We start from the raw sequence: 17,518 nt of genomic DNA on the forward strand, positions 1-17,518 counted from the left end.
CCGCACCACGGCCGCCGCCGGGGGTTCCACCGGGCCCGGTCCGGGGTCTTCCGGCGCTGGTCCAGGGACTGGGCGGGGAATGACGGCGGGGGCGTCCTCCGGTTAAGGTCACAGCGGCGCGACTGGCTGTTACGTGCACACGGATGCGCGAGGCCCGGAGAGCAAGGGGAAGACGAGTGGCGGACGCTGCAGGGACTGACACCGCGAAGGGCCGGCCGGCCCGGCGGGTGCTCATCGCCGCGGACAAGTTCAAGGGGTCGCTGACGGCCGTGGAGGTCGCGGAGCGGGTCACGGCCGGACTGCGCCGCGTCCTGCCGGACCTGGAGGTGGCGGCGCTGCCCGTGGCCGACGGCGGCGACGGAACGGTGGCCGCCGCGGTCGCCGCCGGGTTCGAGCGGCGCGAGGTGCGCGTCACCGGGCCCCTCGGCGACGAGGTCACGGCGGCCTTCGCGCTGCGCGGCGACACGGCCGTCGTCGAGATGGCCGAGGCCAGCGGGCTGCAACGGCTGCCGGCCGGGGTGTTCGCGCCGCTCACGGCCTCCACGTACGGCTCCGGGGAACTGCTGCGCGCCGCCCTCGACGCGGGCGCGCGGACCATCGTGTTCGGCGTCGGCGGCAGCGCCACCACCGACGGCGGTGCCGGACTGCTGGCCGCACTGGGCGCCCGGTTCCGCACCGCGGACGGTGAGAGCGTGCCGCCCGGTGGCGGCGGCCTCGCCGAGCTGGCCTCGGCCGATCTGTCCGGCCTCGATCCGCGTCTCGCGGACGTCGAGTTCGTGCTCGCGAGCGACGTCGACAACCCGCTGACCGGCCCGAAGGGCGCACCGGCCGTGTACGGGCCGCAGAAGGGCGCCTCCGCGGACGACGTGGCCGCGCTGGACGCGGCCCTCGCGCACTACGCCAAGGTCCTGGAGGAGGCGGTCGGCCCGCGGGCCGCCGAGTACGCCGCGTCGCCCGGCGCGGGCGCCGCCGGCGGCATCGGGTACGGCGCGCTGCTGGTGGGCGCCCGCTTCCGGCCCGGCATCGAGGTGATGCTCGACGTGCTGGGCTTCGCGTCCGCGCTGGAGGGCACGGAGCTGGTGATCACTGGCGAGGGGTCCCTCGACGAGCAGACCCTGCACGGCAAGGCGCCGGCGGGGGTCGCCACGGCGGCGCGTGCGGCGGGCAAGGACGTCGTGGCGGTCTGCGGACGGCTGGCACTGCCGCCCCAGGCGCTGGGGCGGGCCGGGATCCGGCGGGCCTACGCGCTGACGGACATCGAGCCGGACGTCGCGAAGTGCATCGCGGACGCGGGGCCGATCCTGGAGCGGGTGGCGGAGAACATCGCCAGGGACTTCCTGACCTGACCCGACCGTTTCACGCCCCTGGGCCGGCCGCACCCAGCCATCCGGCGTTTCGAGGACGAGGGCGCCGGGCCGATACGGCGTCCGGGGCGGAGCCTCCAGGTGGGTACGGAAAGGGCCCCGAACCCGTCACCCGGGTCCGGGGCCCTGCCCTGTTCGGCTCACGTGCCGCTACGGCAGCTGCGCCGCCCGTGCCTCGCGACGGTTGTCGCGGAAGTTGTTCACCCGGCGGGCCGTCGCGAACAGCGGAATCACCGCGCCCATGACCAGCTGCAGCGCGCAGCCCGTCTGGAGCAGCAGCTGCCCGCTCGGCGCGTCGAACGCCCATGCCGCCAGCAGGCCCATGCTGAGCACGATCCACGACAGCATGGCCACGGCGAGACGGCCCCGCGGCTTCGGGTACTCCACGCGGCTCACCATCAGCCAGGCCGTCCCGAGAATGGCCAGCAGCGTCGCCACGAAGGGCAGCTCCAGCAGCACGATCGAGACGACCGTCAGCGCGCCGAACGGCGACGGCATGCCCTGGAACGTGCCGTCCTTCACCGTGACGCAGGAGAACCGCGCAAGCCTCAGCACCACCGCCAGCAGCACCACGATCGCGCCGACCGCCGCCACCCGCTGGTGCGCGTCGTCGGCGACCATGCCGTAGACCAGGACGAAGTACGCCGGGGCCAGGCCGAAGCTGATCAGGTCGGAGAGGTTGTCCAGCTCCGCGCCCATGGGGGAGGAGCGCAGCTTGCGCGCCACCAGGCCGTCGAACAGGTCGAAGACCGCGGCGCACAGCATCAGGATGACCGCGGTGGCCGCGCTGTGGCGGGCCATGCCGGTCTCCTGGCTGCCCGTGAGGTGCGGGATGAGGATGCCGGTGGTGGTGAAGTACACCGCCATGAAGCCGCACGTGGCGTTGCCGAGCGTCAGGGTGTCCGCTATCGACAGGCGCAGCGAGAGCGGCATCTCCTCCTCGTCGTCCGCCTCGTCGGCGTCGGGCACCCAGCCCGCCTGAGTCTCCGGATCAATCACGGTCAATGCGAGTCACCCCAGCCACGGTCTTCTGACCGACCTCGACCGCCACCTCCACGCCTTCCGGGAGGTACAGGTCGACGCGGGAGCCGAACCGGATCAGACCGATCCGCTCGCCCTGCTCGACCTTCGTGCCCTGCGGAACGTACGGCACGATGCGGCGGGCCACCGCGCCGGCGATCTGGATCATCTCGATGTCACCGAGCTCGGTGTCGAAGTGCCAGACGACGCGCTCGTTGTTCTCGCTCTCCTTGTTGAAAGCGGGAACGAAGCCGCCGGGGATGTGCTCGACCGACGTCACCGTGCCGTCCAGCGGCGCGCGGTTGACGTGGACGTTGAGCGGGCTCATGAAAATCGCGACGCGCGTGCGGCCGTCCTTCCACGGCATGATGCTCTGCACCACACCGTCGGCGGGCGAGATGACCCGGCCCCGGGTGATCTCACGCTCGGGGTCGCGGAAGAACCACAGCATTCCCGCCGCCAGCGCGGTGGCGGGGACGGCGACGGCCTTGGCCGCGCCCGAGCGGCGGGCGCGGGCCAGGCTGAGGGCTGCGGTGGCGACGGTCGGAAGAAGCCACGGCGATGCTCCGCGCGCGAGGCGTACGCCGAAACGGCTGTCGCGAGGTGCAGAGGTTTGGCTGTCGGGCATGGATGACCTTCGTAGCGGATGATGCCGCGCTTCTTACGGGGGGACGGCGGCTTTCCGGCGATCGTAGCGGCTCCGGGCCGCAACTGGGTAAGCCAGGAAGCCGAGTCGGCGGCCGAAGACTGCTGACGGGGTGTGATTCTCTTCCCAAAGAAAACACCCCGTATCCGGACATCTAGCCCTGGAATCGATACTCTTCGAGCAGCCTGCGGCCGATGATCATTTTCTGGATCTCGGCGGTACCTTCACCGATGAGCAGCATCGGCGCCTCGCGGTAGAGACGCTCGATCTCGTACTCCTTGGAGAAGCCGTATCCACCGTGGATACGGAAGGCGTCCTCCACGACCTCTTTGCAGTATTCGGAGGCGAGATACTTCGCCATCCCTGCCTCAAGGTCGTTTCGTTCCCCCGAGTCCTTTTTGCGTGCGGCGTTCACCATCATCGCATGAGCGGCCTCCACCTTGGTAGCCATCTCGGCCAGCTTGAACTGGATGGCCTGGTGCTGGGCGATCTGCTTGCCGAACGTGTGGCGCTGCTGGGCGTACGACACGCCCAGCTCGAAGGCACGCTGCGCGACGCCGCAGCCACGCGCCGCGACGTTCACCCGACCGACCTCGACGCCGTCCATCATCTGGTAGAAGCCGCGGCCGGTGACCCCGCCGAGCACCCGATCGGCGGGAATGCGCAGGCCGTCCATGATGAGCTCGGTGGTGTCGACACCCTTGTAGCCCATCTTGTCGATCTTGCCGGGGATGGTCAGGCCGGGCCGGACCTCACCGAAGCCCGGCTCCTTCTCCACGAGGAAGGTCGTCATGGACTTGTGCGGCGCCGTGCCCTCGGGGTGTCCTTCGTCACTTCGCACCAGTACGGCCACCAGGGACGAGGTTCCGCCGTTCGTCAGCCACATCTTCTGGCCCGTCAGGACGTACTCGTCGCCGTCCCTGACCGCCTTCGACGTGATGGCCGACACGTCCGAGCCCAGCGCCGGCTCCGACATGGAGAACGCGCCGCGGATGTCGCCGGCCGCCATCCTCGGCAGGAAGTGGTCCTTCTGCTCCTGCGTGCCGTGCTGCTTGAGCATGTACGCCACGATGAAGTGGGTGTTGATGATGCCGGACACCGACATCCAGCCACGCGCGATCTCCTCCACGCACAGCGCGTAGGTGAGCAGCGACTCGCCCAGACCCCCGTACTCCTCGGGGATCATCAGACCGAACAGGCCGAGCTCCTTGAGCCCGTCGACGATCTGCTGCGGGTACTCGTCGCGGTGCTCCAGCTCGGTCGCGACGGGGATGATCTCCTTGTCCACGAAGTCCCGGACGGTGGAGAGGATCTCCTGCTGGACGTCCGTGAGGCCGTGGGTCTGGGCGAGACGCGCCATGACTACTTCTCCTGCTCCCTGAGCTCGGGGCGGCCGGGCTGTTCGCCGCCGCGCTCCTTGATGTACGTCTCGGTCGGCACCATGACCTTGCGGCGGAACACGCAGACGAGCGTGCCGTCCTGCTTGTAGCCCTTGGTCTCCACGTGCACGATGCCGCGGTCGTTCTTCGACTTCGACGGCCACTTGTCGAGCACCGTGGTCTCGCCGTAGACCGTGTCGCCGTGGAAGGTCGGCGCCACGTGCCTGAGCGACTCGATCTCCAGGTTGGCGATCGCCTTGCCGGAGATGTCCGGCACGGACATGCCGAGCAGCAGCGAGTAGACGTAGTTCCCCACGACGACGTTCCTGCCGAAGTCCGTCGTCTTCTCCGCGTAGTTGGTGTCCATGTGGAGCGGGTGGTGGTTCATGGTGAGGAGACAGAAGAGGTGGTCGTCGTACTCCGTGACCGTCTTCCCGGGCCAGTGCTTGTAGACCGCCCCGACCTCGAACTCCTCGTAGGTGCGTCCGAACTGCATGGCCGTCACGCCTCCGGGATCTCGAACGTGCTGGTGCGCCGCATGCCGGCGGCGCGTCCCTTGCCCGCGACGACCAGCGCCATCTTGCGGCTGGCCTCGTCGATCATCTCGTCGCCGAGCATCGCGGAGCCCTTCTTGCCGCCCGCCTCGGACGTGTAGTACTCGTACGCGTCCAGGATCAGCTCGGCGTGGTCGTAGTCCTCCTGCGACGGCGAGAAGATCTCGTTGGACGCCTCGACCTGGCCCGGGTGCAGCACCCACTTGCCGTCGAAGCCGAGGGCCGCGGCGCGCCGGGCGACCTCGCGGTAGCCGTCCACGTTGCGGATCTGGAGGTAGGGGCCGTCGATCGCCTGGAGGTTGTTGGCGCGGGCGGCCATCAGGATCTTCATCAGGATGTAGTGGTAGGCGTCCGCCGGGTAGCCGGGCGGCTGCTCGCCGACCACCAGGGACTTCATGTTGATCGACGCCATGAAGTCGGCCGGGCCGAAGATGATCGTCTCCACGCGCGGGGAGGCCTGCGCGATCTCGTTGACGTTGTTCAGGCCCTGCGCGTTCTCGATCTGCGCTTCGATGCCGATGCGGCCCACCTCGAAGCCCATCGTCTTCTCGATCTGCGTCAGCAGCAGGTCGAGCGCGACGATCTGCTGGGCGTCCTGGACCTTCGGCAGCATGATGCAGTCCAGGTTCGGGCCGGCGCCCTCCACGACCGTCACGACATCGCGGTACGTCCACTCGGTCGTCCAGTCGTTGACGCGGACCACGCGCGTCTTGCCCGTCCAGTCGCCCTCGTTGAGGAACTTGACGATGGTGTGCCGCGCCTCGGGCTTGGCGAGCGGCGCGCAGGCGTCCTCCAGGTCCAGGAAGACCTGGTCGGCGGGGAGGCCCTGGGCCTTCTCCAGGAAGCGCGGGTTCGAGCCCGGTACCGCCAGGCAGGAACGTCGAGGGCGAAGGCGGTCGACAGCGGGCGGGGCCGCGGCGGAGCCGCTCGCTGACGGGGTGGTGGTGGGCGACGGGCGGGCGGTCATGCGGGGACCTCCAGGGGGTCGAGCTTGTTCGCTGTGCGGATCTCGTCGACGATGCGGCCGATGATTCCGGTGATGTCGAAGTCCTTCGGGGTGAAGACCGCGGCCACTCCGGCGGCCCGCAGCTGATCGGCGTCACCGTTGGGGATGATGCCACCGGCGATCACCGGTATATCTGTGGCACCGGCCACACGCAGCCGCTCCAGCACGTCCGGCACCAGCTGCGCGTGGGACCCGGACAGGATCGACAGGCCGACCGCGTGCACGTCCTCCGCGAGGGCCGCGTCCACGATCTGCTCCGGGGTGAGCCGGATGCCCTGGTAGACCACCTCGAACCCGGCGTCGCGGGCCCGCACGGCGATCTGCTCGGCGCCGTTGGAGTGCCCGTCCAGGCCCGGCTTGCCGACCAGGAACCGCAGCTTGCCGACGCCGAGGTCCCGGGCCGTCAGCTCCACCTTGCGGCGCACCTCGGCCAGCTTGGAGCCCTGCTCGGCGGGCACGGCCACCGGCGCCGACGACACGCCCGTCGGGGCGCGGAACTCGCCGAACACCTCGCGCAGCGCCCCGGCCCACTCGCCGGTCGTGACGCCGGCGCGGGCGCACTCCAGGGTGGCCTCCATCAGGTTGGCGGTGCCGCGCGCGGCCTCCTTCAGCCTCTCCAGCGCCTTGCACGGGCGCGGGTGGTTGAAGGGCGGCTGGTAGCGGGTGTCCCGCCAGTGCTGCAGCGAGGCGATGACGCGGGCCTCGACCGCCGGGTCCACCGTCTGGATCGCGGTGTCCAGGTCGGCGGTCAGCGGGTTCGGCTCGGTGCCCTCGAAGATGTTGACGCCGACGATCTTCTCCTCGCCGGACTCGATCCGGGCCCGGCGCTCCGCGTGCGAGGCCACCAGCTGCGACTTCAGGTAGCCCGACTCGACGGCGGCCATCGCGCCGCCCATCTGCTGGATGTGGTCGATCTCGGCGAGCGCCGCCCCGACCAGTTCCTCGACCTTCGCCTCGACCACCTTCGAGCCCTCGAAGATGTCGTCGTACTCCAGCAGGTCGCTCTCGTACGCCAGGACCTGCTGGATGCGCAGTGACCACTGCTGGTCCCAGGGGCGCGGCAGGCCGAGGGCCTCGTTCCAGGCCGGCAGCTGCACGGCACGCGCGCGTGCGTCCTTGGAGAGGGTCACGGCCAGCATCTCCAGGACGATCCGCTGGACGTTGTTCTCCGGCTGCGCCTCGGTCAGACCGAGGGAGTTGACCTGGACGCCGTAGCGGAAGCGGCGGTGCTTGGGGTTCTCGATGCCGTACCGCTCGCGTGTGACCTTGTCCCAGATGCGGCCGAAGGCGCGCATCTTGCACATCTCCTCGACGAAGCGGACGCCCGCGTTCACGAAGAACGAGATGCGGCCGACGACGTCGCCCATGCGTTCCTGGGGCACCTGGCCGCTGTCGCGCACGGCGTCCAGCACGGCGATCGCGGTGGACATCGCGTACGCGATCTCCTGCACCGGCGTGGCGCCCGCCTCCTGCAGGTGGTAGCTGCAGATGTTGATCGGGTTCCACTTCGGCAGGTGGGAGACCGTGTACGCGATCATGTCCGTCGTCAGACGGAGGGAGGGGCCCGGCGGGAAGACGTGCGTCCCCCGCGACAGGTACTCCTTCACGATGTCGTTCTGCGTCGTGCCCTGGAGCTTGGTGACGTCCGCGCCCTGCTCCTCGGCGACGACCTGGTAGAGCGCCAGGAGCCACATGGCCGTGGCGTTGATCGTCATCGAGGTGTTCATCTGCTCCAGGGGGATGTCCTGGAACAGCCGCCGCATGTCACCGAGATGGGCCACCGGCACCCCGACCCGGCCGACCTCGCCGCGGGCGAGGACGTGGTCGGAGTCGTAGCCGGTCTGCGTCGGCAGGTCGAACGCGACCGACAGACCGGTCTGGCCCTTGGCGAGGTTGCGCCGGTACAGCTCGTTGGACGCCTCCGCGGTCGAGTGCCCCGCGTACGTCCGCATGAGCCACGGACGGTCCTTCTGACGCTCTGTCATCTACCGGCCCTCAGACGTTCCGGAAGCGGTTGATGGCGTCGACGTGCCGGGCGCGCATCTCCGGGTCGCGCACGCCCAGGCCCTCCTCGGGGGCCAGGCACAGCACGCCGACCTTGCCCTGGTGGAGGTTGCGGTGCACGTCGTAGGCGGCCTGCCCGGTGTCCTCGAGGGAGTAGACCTTGGACAGGGTCGGGTGGATCTTGCCCTTGGCGATGAGCCGGTTGGCCTCCCAGGCCTCGCGGTAGTTGGCGAAGTGCGAGCCGATGATCCGCTTCAGCGACATCCACAGGTAGCGGTTGTCGTACTCGTGCATGTAGCCCGAGGTGGAGGCGCAGGTGGTGATGGTGCCGCCCTTGCGGGTGACGTAGACGCTGGCGCCGAAGGTCTCGCGGCCGGGGTGCTCGAAGACGATGTCGATGTCCTCGCCGCCGGTGAGCTCGCGGATGCGCTTGCCGAAGCGCTTCCACTCCTTGGGGTCCTGGGTGTTCTCGTCCTTCCAGAACCTGTAGCCCTCGGCGGTGCGGTCGATGATCGCCTCCGCGCCCATCGCGCGGCAGATCTCCGCCTTCTGCGGCGAGGAGACGACACAGATCGGGTTGGCGCCGCCGGCCAGCGCGAACTGCGTGGCGTAGGAGCCGAGGCCGCCGCTGGCGCCCCAGATCAGGACGTTGTCGCCCTGCTTCATGCCGGCGCCGTTGCGGGAGACCAACTGGCGGTAGGCGGTGGAGTTGACCAGGCCAGGAGCGGCGGCCTCCTCCCAGCTCAGGTGCTTGGGCTTGGGCATCAGCTGGTTCGACTTGACCAGCGCGATCTCGGCGAGGCCGCCGAAGTTGGTCTCGAAGCCCCAGATGCGCTGCTCGGGGTCGAGCATCGTGTCGTTGTGGCCGTCCGAGGACTCCAGCTCGACGGACAGGCAGTGCGCGACGACCTCGTCGCCCGGCTGCCAGGCGTTGACGCCCGGGCCGGTGCGCAGGACGACGCCGGCGAGGTCGGAGCCGATGATGTGGTACGGCAGGTCGTGGCGCTTGGCCAGCTCGTTGGTGCGGCCGTAGCGCTCCAGGAACCCGAAGGTCGACAGCGGCTCGAAGATCGAGGTCCACACCGAGTTGTAGTTGACCGAGGAGGCCATCACGGCCACCAGGGCCTCGCCCGGGCCCAGTTCGGGCACCGGAACCTCGTCGAGGTGGATCGACTTGCGCGGGTCCTTCTCGCGGGTGGGCATGCCCGCGAACATCTCCGTCTCGTCCTTGTGCACGGTGATCGCGCGGTACGACTCGGGGATCGGCAGGGCGGCGAAGTCGGCCGAGGTGGAGTCGGGCGACTGGATCGCGTCGAGGATGTCCTTCACGGTCACGGTGTTGCCTCCGGCGGTGAGCGCCCCGAGGGAAGGGCGCTGAGGGTTACGTCGGTGCTGCTGAGGGTTTTTTCGGGGTGCCGTCGGTTCGGCCGGTGGTGCTGTTCGGCAGCGCTTTGTGGCGCGGGAGGTTGCCTGTGACGCAGGCGTCCGGAGCGCGCGCGGGCGGGTGGGCCTGCTGGGACAGGCGCCCGGACTCCTTCAACGTATGACACCGCGTGTCAGCTGACAAGGCACTCAGTGCCAGAAGTTGCTCTCAGATGAAATCTTTACGTAACAAATGAGCGATGATCGATCGTATGGTGCCGCACGCCGCCCTCGAAAGACGGCAAAAACGGCCCGACATGCCAAAACGGCCACCCCGATGGGGTGGCCGTCCCGATCCGCCGTGCGTCCGGCGGCAGGGTTCAGCGGGTCTTCAGCGCCTCTTCGATGGTCCGCATGACCTCGTCCAGCGGCGCGTCCGTCCGCGCGACCGTCACCAGCACCTCGCCCCGCACGGAGGCGGTGGCCGGCGTCTGGCGGGGCGCACCGCTGCGCCCCGCCCCGATGCCCGTGCCGAACGTCTTGCGCACGATCGCGAAGGCGTGGTCGAGCTGGGCCTCCACGTCGCCCTGGCCGCCCGCCCGCAGCCAGCGCCGCAGGACGTGGTTGTGGGCGGTGACCACCGCGGAGGCGGCGACCTCGGCGAGCAGCGGGTCGTCGTTGGCGTCGTCGTCGTGCGCGTGCTCGTCGAAGTGGCCGAGGAGGTAGCGGGTGAAGAGGCGCTCGTAGCGGGCCACCGACGCGATCTCCGCCTCGCGCAGGGTGGGCACCTCGCGCGTCAGCTTGTAGCGGGCGACCGAGATCTCCGGCCGCGCCGCGTACATCTTCATGACTTCCTTGATGCCGCGGCACACCGTGTCGAGCGGATGCTCGTGGGCCGGCGCCGCGTTGAGCACCGCCTCCGCGCGGACCAGGGTGTCGTCGTGGTCGGGGAAGATGGCCTCTTCCTTGGACCGGAAATGGCGGAAGAACGTACGGCGCGCGACCCCGGCCCGGGCCGCGATCTCGTCGACGGTGGTCGCCTCGTACCCCTTGGTCGCGAACAGCTCCATCGCCGCGGCCGCCAGCTCCCGGCGCATCTTGAGCCGTTGGGCGGCGGCGCGGCTGCCGGCGGCACTTTCCGGCACGTCGGGCGCAGCTGGTGTACGTGAGGACTTGGCGGGCTGGGACATGCCCCGAACGTACTGCATGTGCGCAGCTGAATGCGCATGCACGGGGTGCCCCCCGCCCCTCGGGGACGGGGGATGCCCGGTGGGGTCCAGCAGTCCGCCCCAGTCCTCGCCGGGCCGGAACCAGTCGCCGGGCCGCTCAGCGGCGGGCATATTCGCGGAAGCCACGGCCCGTCTTGCGGCCGAGGCAGCCCGCGGCCACCAGGTGCTCCAGGAGCGGCGCCGGGGCGAGCCCCGGGTCGCGGAACTCGCGGTGCAGGACCTTCTCGATGGCCAGCGAGACGTCCAGACCGACCACGTCCAGCAGCTCGAACGGGCCCATCGGGTAGCCGCCGCCGAGCTTCATCGCCGCGTCGATGTCGTCCAGCGACGCGTAGTGCTCCTGCACCATCTTGATCGCGTTGTTCAGGTACGGGAACAGCAGCGCGTTGACGATGAACCCCGCACGGTCCCCGCAGTCCACCGCGTGCTTGCCGACCTTGGCGCAGACCTCGCGGACCGTCGCGTGCACGTCGTCGGCGGTCAGCACCGTGCGGACCACCTCGACCAGCTTCATCGCGGGTGCCGGGTTGAAGAAGTGCATGCCGATCACGTCCTGCGGACGCGAGGTGGCGCGGGCGCACGCGACGACCGGCAGGGACGAGGTCGTCGTCGCCAGGACGGCGCCCGGCCTGCAGACCTTGTCCAGCGCCGCGAACAGCTGCTGCTTGACCTCCAGGTCCTCCGCGACCGCCTCCACGGCCAGGTCGACGTCGGCGAAGTCGTCGTAGGTGCCCGTCGGCCTGATCCGCTCCAGCGTCTGCGCCGCCGCCTCGGCGGTCATCCGGCCCTTGTCGACGGAGCGGGCCAGGGACGTGCCGATGCGGGCCTTCGCGGTCCGCGCCTTCTCCTCGCTGCGGGCGGCGAGGACGACCTCGTGGCCGGCCTTGGCGAAGACCTCGGCGATGCCGGAGGCCATGGTGCCCGAGCCCGCGACACCGACCGAGCGGACCGGCCGGCCGGGGGCTTCTGTGCCCGCCTTCTGCGGGGTCTGCGCGTCGCGGACGACGGTCGCGCTGCCCGGCGCCTCGTACGTGTAGAAGCCGCGCCCCGCCTTGCGGCCCGTCAGGCCCGCCTCGCTGAGCTGCTTCAGGATCGGGGCCGGGGCGTGCAGCCGGTCGCGGGACTCGGTGTACATGGCCTCCAGGACCGTGCGGGCGGTGTCGATCCCGATCAGGTCGAGCAGCGCCAGCGGGCCCATCGGCAGACCGCAGCCCAGCCGCATCGCGGCGTCGATGTCCTCGCGGGAGGCGTAGTTCGCCTCGTACATCGCGGCGGCCTGGTTGAGGTAGCCGAACAGCAGGCCGTCGGCGACGAAACCGGGCCGGTCACCGACCGCGACCGGCTCCTTGCCCAGGTCGAGGGCGAGGTCGGTGACGGCGGTGACGGCGGCGGGCGCGGTCAGCACGGACGAGACGACCTCGACCAGCTTCATCGCGGGTGCCGGGTTGAAGAAGTGCATGCCGAGCACCCGCTCGGGGCGGGAGGAGTCGGCGGCCAGGCGCGTGACGGACAGGGCGTTGGTGCCGGTCGCCAGGAGCGCGTCGGGGCGCACGATCCCGTCCAGTTCCCGGAAGATCTGCTGCTTGACCTCGTACGACTCCGGCGCCACCTCGATCACCAGGTCGGCGTCGGCCGCCGTCCGCAGGTCGGTGGAGGTGCTGACCCGGGCGAGGAGGTCGGCGCGGTCCTGCTCGGTGAGCCGCCCGCGTCGCACGGCGCGTGCGGTGGAGGCCTCCAGGGCGGCGACGCACTTGGCGGCCTGGGCCTCGCTGATGTCGATGCCGAGGACCGTCCGGCCGGCCTTGGCGAGGACCTCGGCGATGCCGGTGCCCATGGTGCCGAGGCCGACGACGGCGATGGTCCGCAGAGGGGACAGGGGAGTGTCGGACAGGGGAGTGGCCATCGCGGGACTCCAGGAATGAGGGTGACGACTGGGAGCACGACCGGGTGCGCCGGGAAGGCGCACCCGGGTGCGTGAGGAGTGCGGGTGTTGCCGGGCTGCAGGCGCACACGCCCGGTGCCGCCGCCCGGGCGATGCACACGCCCGGCGAACGGTGATCCGACCGGCCCTGTCCCGGGGCCGAGCCGTACAGGTACGTCAGTACCGAACCGACTGCGCTCCCGACGGCCGCGTCACCAGACCGTCGTGAGAAAAAGCGAGGGGGTAACTCGCTCGTGTGAGCTTAACTCGCGGGTAACGAGCGCGCCAGTCCTCGTGTTTGTGATGTGCGTCCCGAGTCGCGCGCGACCGTCCTACCCTCGGTGCCATGGACGAAGAGTTGCGATCACTCACGGAGCGCTTACGGACGGAGTCCGGGGCGCCGGAGGCCTTCCGGCACCTGACCGCGACCGAGGACCGGGACGAACTGGCCGCGGTGCTGACCCAGCCGGGCCGGCCCCTGTGGGCCCGCGAACTGGCCGCCTTCCGGCTCGGCCTGGCCGGGGACCGCCGCGCCTTCGAGACCCTGATCCTGCTCCTCAACCACCGCGACCCGCCGCGCTGCGCCTGCGCCGCGTACGCCCTGGCCCGCCTCGGCGATCCCCGAACGGCCCGCGCGGCAGCCGCGCTCGCCACCAACGAACTGCGCGTCGCCTACGCCCTGCACCCCGTCCGCCTCCTGGTCGAACTGCGCGCCCCGGAGTCCGTCCCGGCCCTGATCACCACCCTGGAACGCCGCCTGCGCCCCCACGATCCCTACCGCCGCGTGGCCCTGGCCTGCGTGGAGGGCCTGGGCGCCCTGGCCGACCCGCGGGCCGGACGCGTCCTGAACGAGTCCCTGGCCCACCCGCCCCTGGCGGAGGCGGCGGCACGGGCCCTCAAGCGCATCCCGCACCAGCGGTGACGGGGCCGCCGACGGTGGGCCGTCAGCCGGGGAGCACCGCGTACGCCTCGATCTCCAGCAGGACGTCCGGACGGATCAGGGCCGACACCTGGACCGCCGACGCGGCCGGGAGACGGTCGTCGGGCAGGTGGGCGGCGCGGGCCGCGCGGACGGCCGGCATGTGGGCCATGTCCGTGACGAAGTAGGTGAGTTTGACGACGTCCTCGAACGTCGCGCCCGCCGCGGCCAGGCAGTGGTGGAGGTTGGCGAAGACCTGCCGGGCCTGGGCCGCCGGGTCGCCCGCGCCGACCAGCTCTCCCCGGGCGTCCAGGGGGAGCTGGCCCGAGATCGCGACGAACCGGCCGGTGCCCATGACGACGTGCGTGTACTGCGTGGCGGGGGCGACGCCGTCGGGGGCGGGGATTCTCGTCAGCTCGCTCATACGGCCATCATTGCGTACGGCACCGACAATCCCCGCCCCCGATCGGGGCAGTTCCCGCTTCCCACCGGGCGCGGCGGTTCGGTTCCGGCGGGTGTCGCGGTCCCGACCCGGTCGGACGCCGCCGCTTTTGTTCCGGCTCGGTCTCAGCCCCGCACGCCGAGGATGCCGTGCAGGGCCGATCCGCGCGCCGGACCCGATGCCGCCTTCGACGTGAGCGGCTTGGGGTCGGGCAGCGCCCGGCACACCGCGTCCACTTCCCCGTCGCCGCGCGGCACCGTGCCGTCCCTCAGATAGGCGGCGAGGTGCTTGTCCAGGCAGTCGTTCCCGCTCAGCGTGATCCCGTGGTTGCCGCCGCCCTCCTCGACCACCAGGCTCGACCGGGCAAGCATGTGACCCATCGTCACACCGCCCTCGTACGGGGTGGCCGCGTCGTTCGTCGCCTGGAACAGCAGGGCCGGCGGCAGCTCGTCGTTGGTGACGTCCACCGGCCGGAGCGAGCGCGTGGGCCAGAACGCGCACGGCGCGTTGTACCAGGCGTTGTTCCAGGTCATGAACGGCGCCTTCCCGTGCACCGCCCAGTTGTCCCCGCGCCACTGCCGCCAGTCGCGCGGCCAGGGAGCGTCACGGCACTCCACCGCCGCGTAGACGCTGTAGCCGTTGTGCCCGGAGGCGTCGACGGCGCCGAAGTTCTCGTACGCCTCGACCAGCGGGTCGGTGTTCCTGTCGTTCACGTACGCCGCGAACGCCTCCGCGAGGTAGGGCCAGTAGCCGTTGAAGTAGCCGCCCGGGATATAGGTGTCCTCCAGCTCGGCGGCCCCCACCTTGCCCTCGGCCGGCTCCTTCGCGAGCGCGGCCCGCATCCCGTACCACTTGGCCTCGATCGCGGCCGGGTCCGTGCCCAGCCGGTAGGTGCCGTCGTGCCTGGCGACCCATGCCATGAAGGCGCGGTGCCGGTCGTTGAAGGCGAGGTCCTGGGCGAGGTTGTCCTGGTACCAGACACCGGTCGGGTCCACCACCGAGTCCAGGACCAGGCGCCGCACGCGCTGCGGGAACAGCCTGCCGTAGACCGCGCCGAGGTAGGTGCCGTACGAGTAGCCGAAGTAGTTGATCCTCTTGGCGCCGAGTGCCGCGCGGACGGCGTCCATGTCCCGCACCGTGCTGACCGTGTCGATGTGCGCCAGCAGGTCCCCGTACTTCTCGCCGCAGGCCGCGGCGAACGCCTTCGCCCGTGCGACGTTGGCCCTCTCCAGGGCGCGGGTGCGCGGTACGGAGTCCGGGCGGACCGGGTCGAAGTGGCCGGGCCGGCAGTCCAGCGCGGGCCGGCTCGCGCCCACCCCGCGCGGGTCGAAGCCGATGACGTCGTACTGCGCGGCGACCGACTTCGGCAGCGCGGACGCGACGAATCCGGCCAACGTCAGACCGCTGCCGCCGGGGCCGCCGGGGTTGACCAGCAGCGGGCCCTGGTACCGCTTGGCGGTGTGCGGCACCCGGGACAGCGCCAGGGTGATCTGGCGCCCGCGCGGTTTCGCGTGGTCGAGCGGCACCTTCAGCGACGCGCACTGGAGCGTCGGGTAGTCCTTGGTTCCGCAGTCCTTCCAGGCCGGCTTCGTGACGGGCGCGGCGGGCGCGGTGCGCGGGGCGTTCGCCTCGGCCGGGACGGCCGTCACGCTCCCGGCCACGATCACGGCGGCGCCGCACAGCACGGCTGCGCGTTTCCTCATGTGGGGGCCTCCCAGGACGGAGGGGTGTCGGACCGCGAGGTTCACGGCCCTCGCCGCATCGTCCCGGAAAGCGACCCCCGAAGAACGCGTTGTGCGAAGACTTGACCCGATCGGGTCGAGGGATGCGCTCGGATGCTCCTAAATGAGCGTGAGTTGAATCGGTTCGGTCGCCGCCGGTCCCGTCGGTTCGAGCCCCGGTCCGGGTCCCGGCCCGGGCTCCGGCTCCGGCTCGTGAATCCTGCGCGGCATCCCCGCGCGCGTGGGGCCGATGCCGTACTCCCGCGCCAGATCGTGCACCTGACGGGTGATCCGGCGCTGGTACCACTTCGGGGCGTAGGTGCCGTCCGCGTACAGCCGCTCGTAGCGGCGCACCAGGTGCGGGTGGTGCTGCCCGAGCCAGGCCATGAACCACTCGCGGGCGCCGGGCCGCAGATGCAGCGCGAGCGGCGTCACCGACGTGGCGCCCGCCGCCGCGACGGCCCGCACCGTGGCCCGCAGTTGGGCGGGGTCGTCACTCAGGAAGGGGATCACCGGCGCCATCAGGACGCCGCAGCCGATGCCGTGCTCGCTCAGGGTGCGCACGACGTCCAGGCGGCGCTCGGGCGCGGGCGTGCCCGGCTCGACGGTGCGCCACAGCTCGGTGTCCGTGAAGCCCACCGACACGGAGATGCCGACGTCCGTCACCTGCGCCGCCCGCGTCAGCAGGTCCAGGTCGCGCAGGATCAGCGTCCCCTTGGTGAGGATCGAGAAGGGGTTGGCGTGGTCGCCCAGGGCGCCGATGATGCCCGGCATCAGGCGGTAGCGGCCCTCCGCGCGCTGGTAGCAGTCGACGTTCGTGCCCATCGCGATGTGCTCGCCCTGCCAGCGCCGCGAGGACAGCTGGCGGCGCAGCACCTCGGGCGCGTTCACCTTGACCACGATCTGGGTGTCGAAGCCGACGCCCGTGTCGAGGTCCAGATAGCTGTGCGTCTTGCGGGCGAAGCAGTACACGCACGCGTGCGTGCAGCCGCGGTACGGGTTGACCGTCCACTCGAACGGCATGCGGGAGGCCCCCGGCACCCGGTTGACGATCGAACGGGCCCGCACCTCGTGGAAGGTGATCCCGGCGAACTCGGGCGTGTCGAAGGTGCGGGTGGTGACCGCGTCCGCGCCGAACAGCGCGGCGTCGGCCCGGCCGTGCTCGGTGGTGCCGGACTCGACAGTGAGGTTCTCCCAGCGCATGACGCCTCCTCGGTAGCACTGGGCACAGAATAGAACACATGTTCCCTTGATCGTGCGAAGGTGTTTTCCGATCACTTCCGGCCGCCGCCGGTCCCCCCGATTTGGGCGGGCGGGCAGCGGGGTGATTGGCTGGCCCCCACCCCGAGAACCCAGGTGCTGGAGGAAGTCGATGGCGCAGGTCGAGGCCACTACGGAGCGGATCGTCGCGGCGGACGCGGAGACGGTGTTCGACACGCTCGCCGACTACAGCGGCGCGCGCGAGAAGCTGCTGCCCGAGCACTTCAGCGAGTACGAGGTCCGCGAGGGCGGCGACGGCGAGGGCACCGTCGTCCACTGGAGGCTCCAGGCCACCAGCAAGCGCGTCCGTGACTGCCTGCTGGACGTCACCGAGCCCACCGACGGCGAGCTCGTAGAGAAGGACCGCAACTCCTCCATGGTCACCGTCTGGCGGGTCACCCCGGCCGGCGAGGGCAGGTCCCGCGTCGTCGTGACCACGACCTGGACGGGCGCCGGCGGCATCGGCGGCTTCTTCGAGAGGACCTTCGCGCCGAAGGGTCTCGGCCGCATCTACGACGCGCTGCTCGCCAAGCTCGCCGCCGAGGTCGAGAAGTAGGCCTGCCGGGAAGTAGGTCTGCCGAGAAGGAGACCTGTCGAGAAACAGCCCTACGGGCGGTTTCCGGGCCAAGGCGCCGACATTCCAAGGGTGTTGGCGCCTTCACCGGATCGAGTGACTTCCGTTTCGACCGGC

General features: G+C 70.8%; 15 protein-coding genes. 3 read left to right on the forward strand and 12 right to left on the reverse strand.

Annotated features, from left to right (window positions below):
* Nucleotides 1-227: 227 nt before the first annotated feature.
* Nucleotides 228-1,346, forward strand: coding sequence for a glycerate kinase (locus QC282_RS14155; RefSeq protein ID WP_279549719.1), 1,119 nt, complete (start codon nucleotides 228-230; stop codon nucleotides 1,344-1,346).
* Nucleotides 1,347-1,514: 168 nt separating this feature from the next.
* On the opposite strand, the gene pssA is transcribed toward QC282_RS14155, so the two are convergent.
* The 9 genes from pssA to QC282_RS14200 all read right to left on the reverse strand — a co-directional run bounded on the left by pssA (nucleotide 1,515) and on the right by QC282_RS14200 (nucleotide 12,467).
* Nucleotides 1,515-2,333, reverse strand: a complete 819-nt coding sequence (gene pssA, locus QC282_RS14160) for a CDP-diacylglycerol--serine O-phosphatidyltransferase (protein ID WP_279549720.1) — start codon at nucleotides 2,331-2,333, stop codon at nucleotides 1,515-1,517.
* Nucleotides 2,334-2,355: 22 nt separating this feature from the next.
* A complete protein-coding gene (locus QC282_RS14165) occupies nucleotides 2,356-3,012 on the reverse strand; it encodes a phosphatidylserine decarboxylase (protein WP_279549673.1) in 657 nt (218 codons plus the stop codon).
* Between the two features lie 172 nt (nucleotides 3,013-3,184).
* Nucleotides 3,185-4,390, reverse strand: coding sequence for an acyl-CoA dehydrogenase family protein (locus tag QC282_RS14170; RefSeq protein WP_279549674.1), 1,206 nt, complete (start codon nucleotides 4,388-4,390; stop codon nucleotides 3,185-3,187).
* Between the two features lie 2 nt (nucleotides 4,391-4,392).
* Entirely contained in the window at nucleotides 4,393-4,905 is a 513-nt protein-coding gene (locus tag QC282_RS14175) for a MaoC family dehydratase (protein WP_279549675.1), read from the reverse strand.
* 5 nt (nucleotides 4,906-4,910) lie between these two features.
* The gene (locus QC282_RS14180) at nucleotides 4,911-5,930 is read right to left on the reverse strand and encodes a CoA ester lyase (protein ID WP_279549676.1); all 1,020 of its coding nucleotides are present in this window, start codon (nucleotides 5,928-5,930) and stop codon (nucleotides 4,911-4,913) included.
* Entirely contained in the window at nucleotides 5,927-7,954 is a 2,028-nt protein-coding gene (locus tag QC282_RS14185; RefSeq protein ID WP_279549677.1) for a protein meaA, read from the reverse strand. Before QC282_RS14185 ends, QC282_RS14180 begins: the two co-directional genes overlap by 4 nt.
* A gap of 10 nt (nucleotides 7,955-7,964) precedes the next feature.
* Nucleotides 7,965-9,302: a crotonyl-CoA carboxylase/reductase gene (gene ccrA, locus QC282_RS14190; protein ID WP_279549721.1), complete on the reverse strand. Its 1,338-nt coding sequence runs from the start codon at nucleotides 9,300-9,302 to the stop codon at nucleotides 7,965-7,967.
* A gap of 413 nt (nucleotides 9,303-9,715) precedes the next feature.
* The gene (locus QC282_RS14195; protein WP_279549678.1) at nucleotides 9,716-10,525 is read right to left on the reverse strand and encodes a TetR family transcriptional regulator; all 810 of its coding nucleotides are present in this window, start codon (nucleotides 10,523-10,525) and stop codon (nucleotides 9,716-9,718) included.
* A 136-nt stretch (nucleotides 10,526-10,661) separates the two neighbouring features.
* Nucleotides 10,662-12,467 (reverse strand): 3-hydroxybutyryl-CoA dehydrogenase, encoded by a 1,806-nt coding sequence (locus tag QC282_RS14200; RefSeq protein WP_279549679.1) that lies wholly within the window; start codon nucleotides 12,465-12,467, stop codon nucleotides 10,662-10,664.
* Nucleotides 12,468-12,831: 364 nt separating this feature from the next.
* Here QC282_RS14200 and QC282_RS14205 point away from each other — a divergent pair, with 364 nt between their 5' ends.
* Nucleotides 12,832-13,407 (forward strand): adenylosuccinate lyase, encoded by a 576-nt coding sequence (locus tag QC282_RS14205; protein WP_279549680.1) that lies wholly within the window; start codon nucleotides 12,832-12,834, stop codon nucleotides 13,405-13,407.
* A gap of 22 nt (nucleotides 13,408-13,429) precedes the next feature.
* On the opposite strand, the gene QC282_RS14210 is transcribed toward QC282_RS14205, so the two are convergent.
* The 3 genes from QC282_RS14210 to QC282_RS14220 all read right to left on the reverse strand — a co-directional run bounded on the left by QC282_RS14210 (nucleotide 13,430) and on the right by QC282_RS14220 (nucleotide 16,770).
* Nucleotides 13,430-13,828: a RidA family protein gene (locus QC282_RS14210; RefSeq protein WP_279549681.1), complete on the reverse strand. Its 399-nt coding sequence runs from the start codon at nucleotides 13,826-13,828 to the stop codon at nucleotides 13,430-13,432.
* A gap of 143 nt (nucleotides 13,829-13,971) precedes the next feature.
* On the reverse strand, nucleotides 13,972-15,549 hold the full coding sequence (locus QC282_RS14215; RefSeq protein WP_279549682.1) for an alpha/beta hydrolase: 1,578 nt from the start codon (nucleotides 15,547-15,549) through the stop codon (nucleotides 13,972-13,974).
* Nucleotides 15,550-15,687: 138 nt separating this feature from the next.
* The gene (locus QC282_RS14220) at nucleotides 15,688-16,770 is read right to left on the reverse strand and encodes an Rv2578c family radical SAM protein (protein WP_279549683.1); all 1,083 of its coding nucleotides are present in this window, start codon (nucleotides 16,768-16,770) and stop codon (nucleotides 15,688-15,690) included.
* Nucleotides 16,771-16,939: 169 nt separating this feature from the next.
* Here QC282_RS14220 and QC282_RS14225 point away from each other — a divergent pair, with 169 nt between their 5' ends.
* Complete coding sequence (locus QC282_RS14225; RefSeq protein ID WP_279549684.1) at nucleotides 16,940-17,383, forward strand: SRPBCC family protein; 444 nt, start codon at nucleotides 16,940-16,942, stop codon at nucleotides 17,381-17,383.
* Nucleotides 17,384-17,518: the final 135 nt, after the last annotated feature.

This window comes from Streptomyces sp. DH24, assembly GCF_029813775.1.
Lineage (GTDB): Bacteria > Actinomycetota > Actinomycetes > Streptomycetales > Streptomycetaceae > Streptomyces.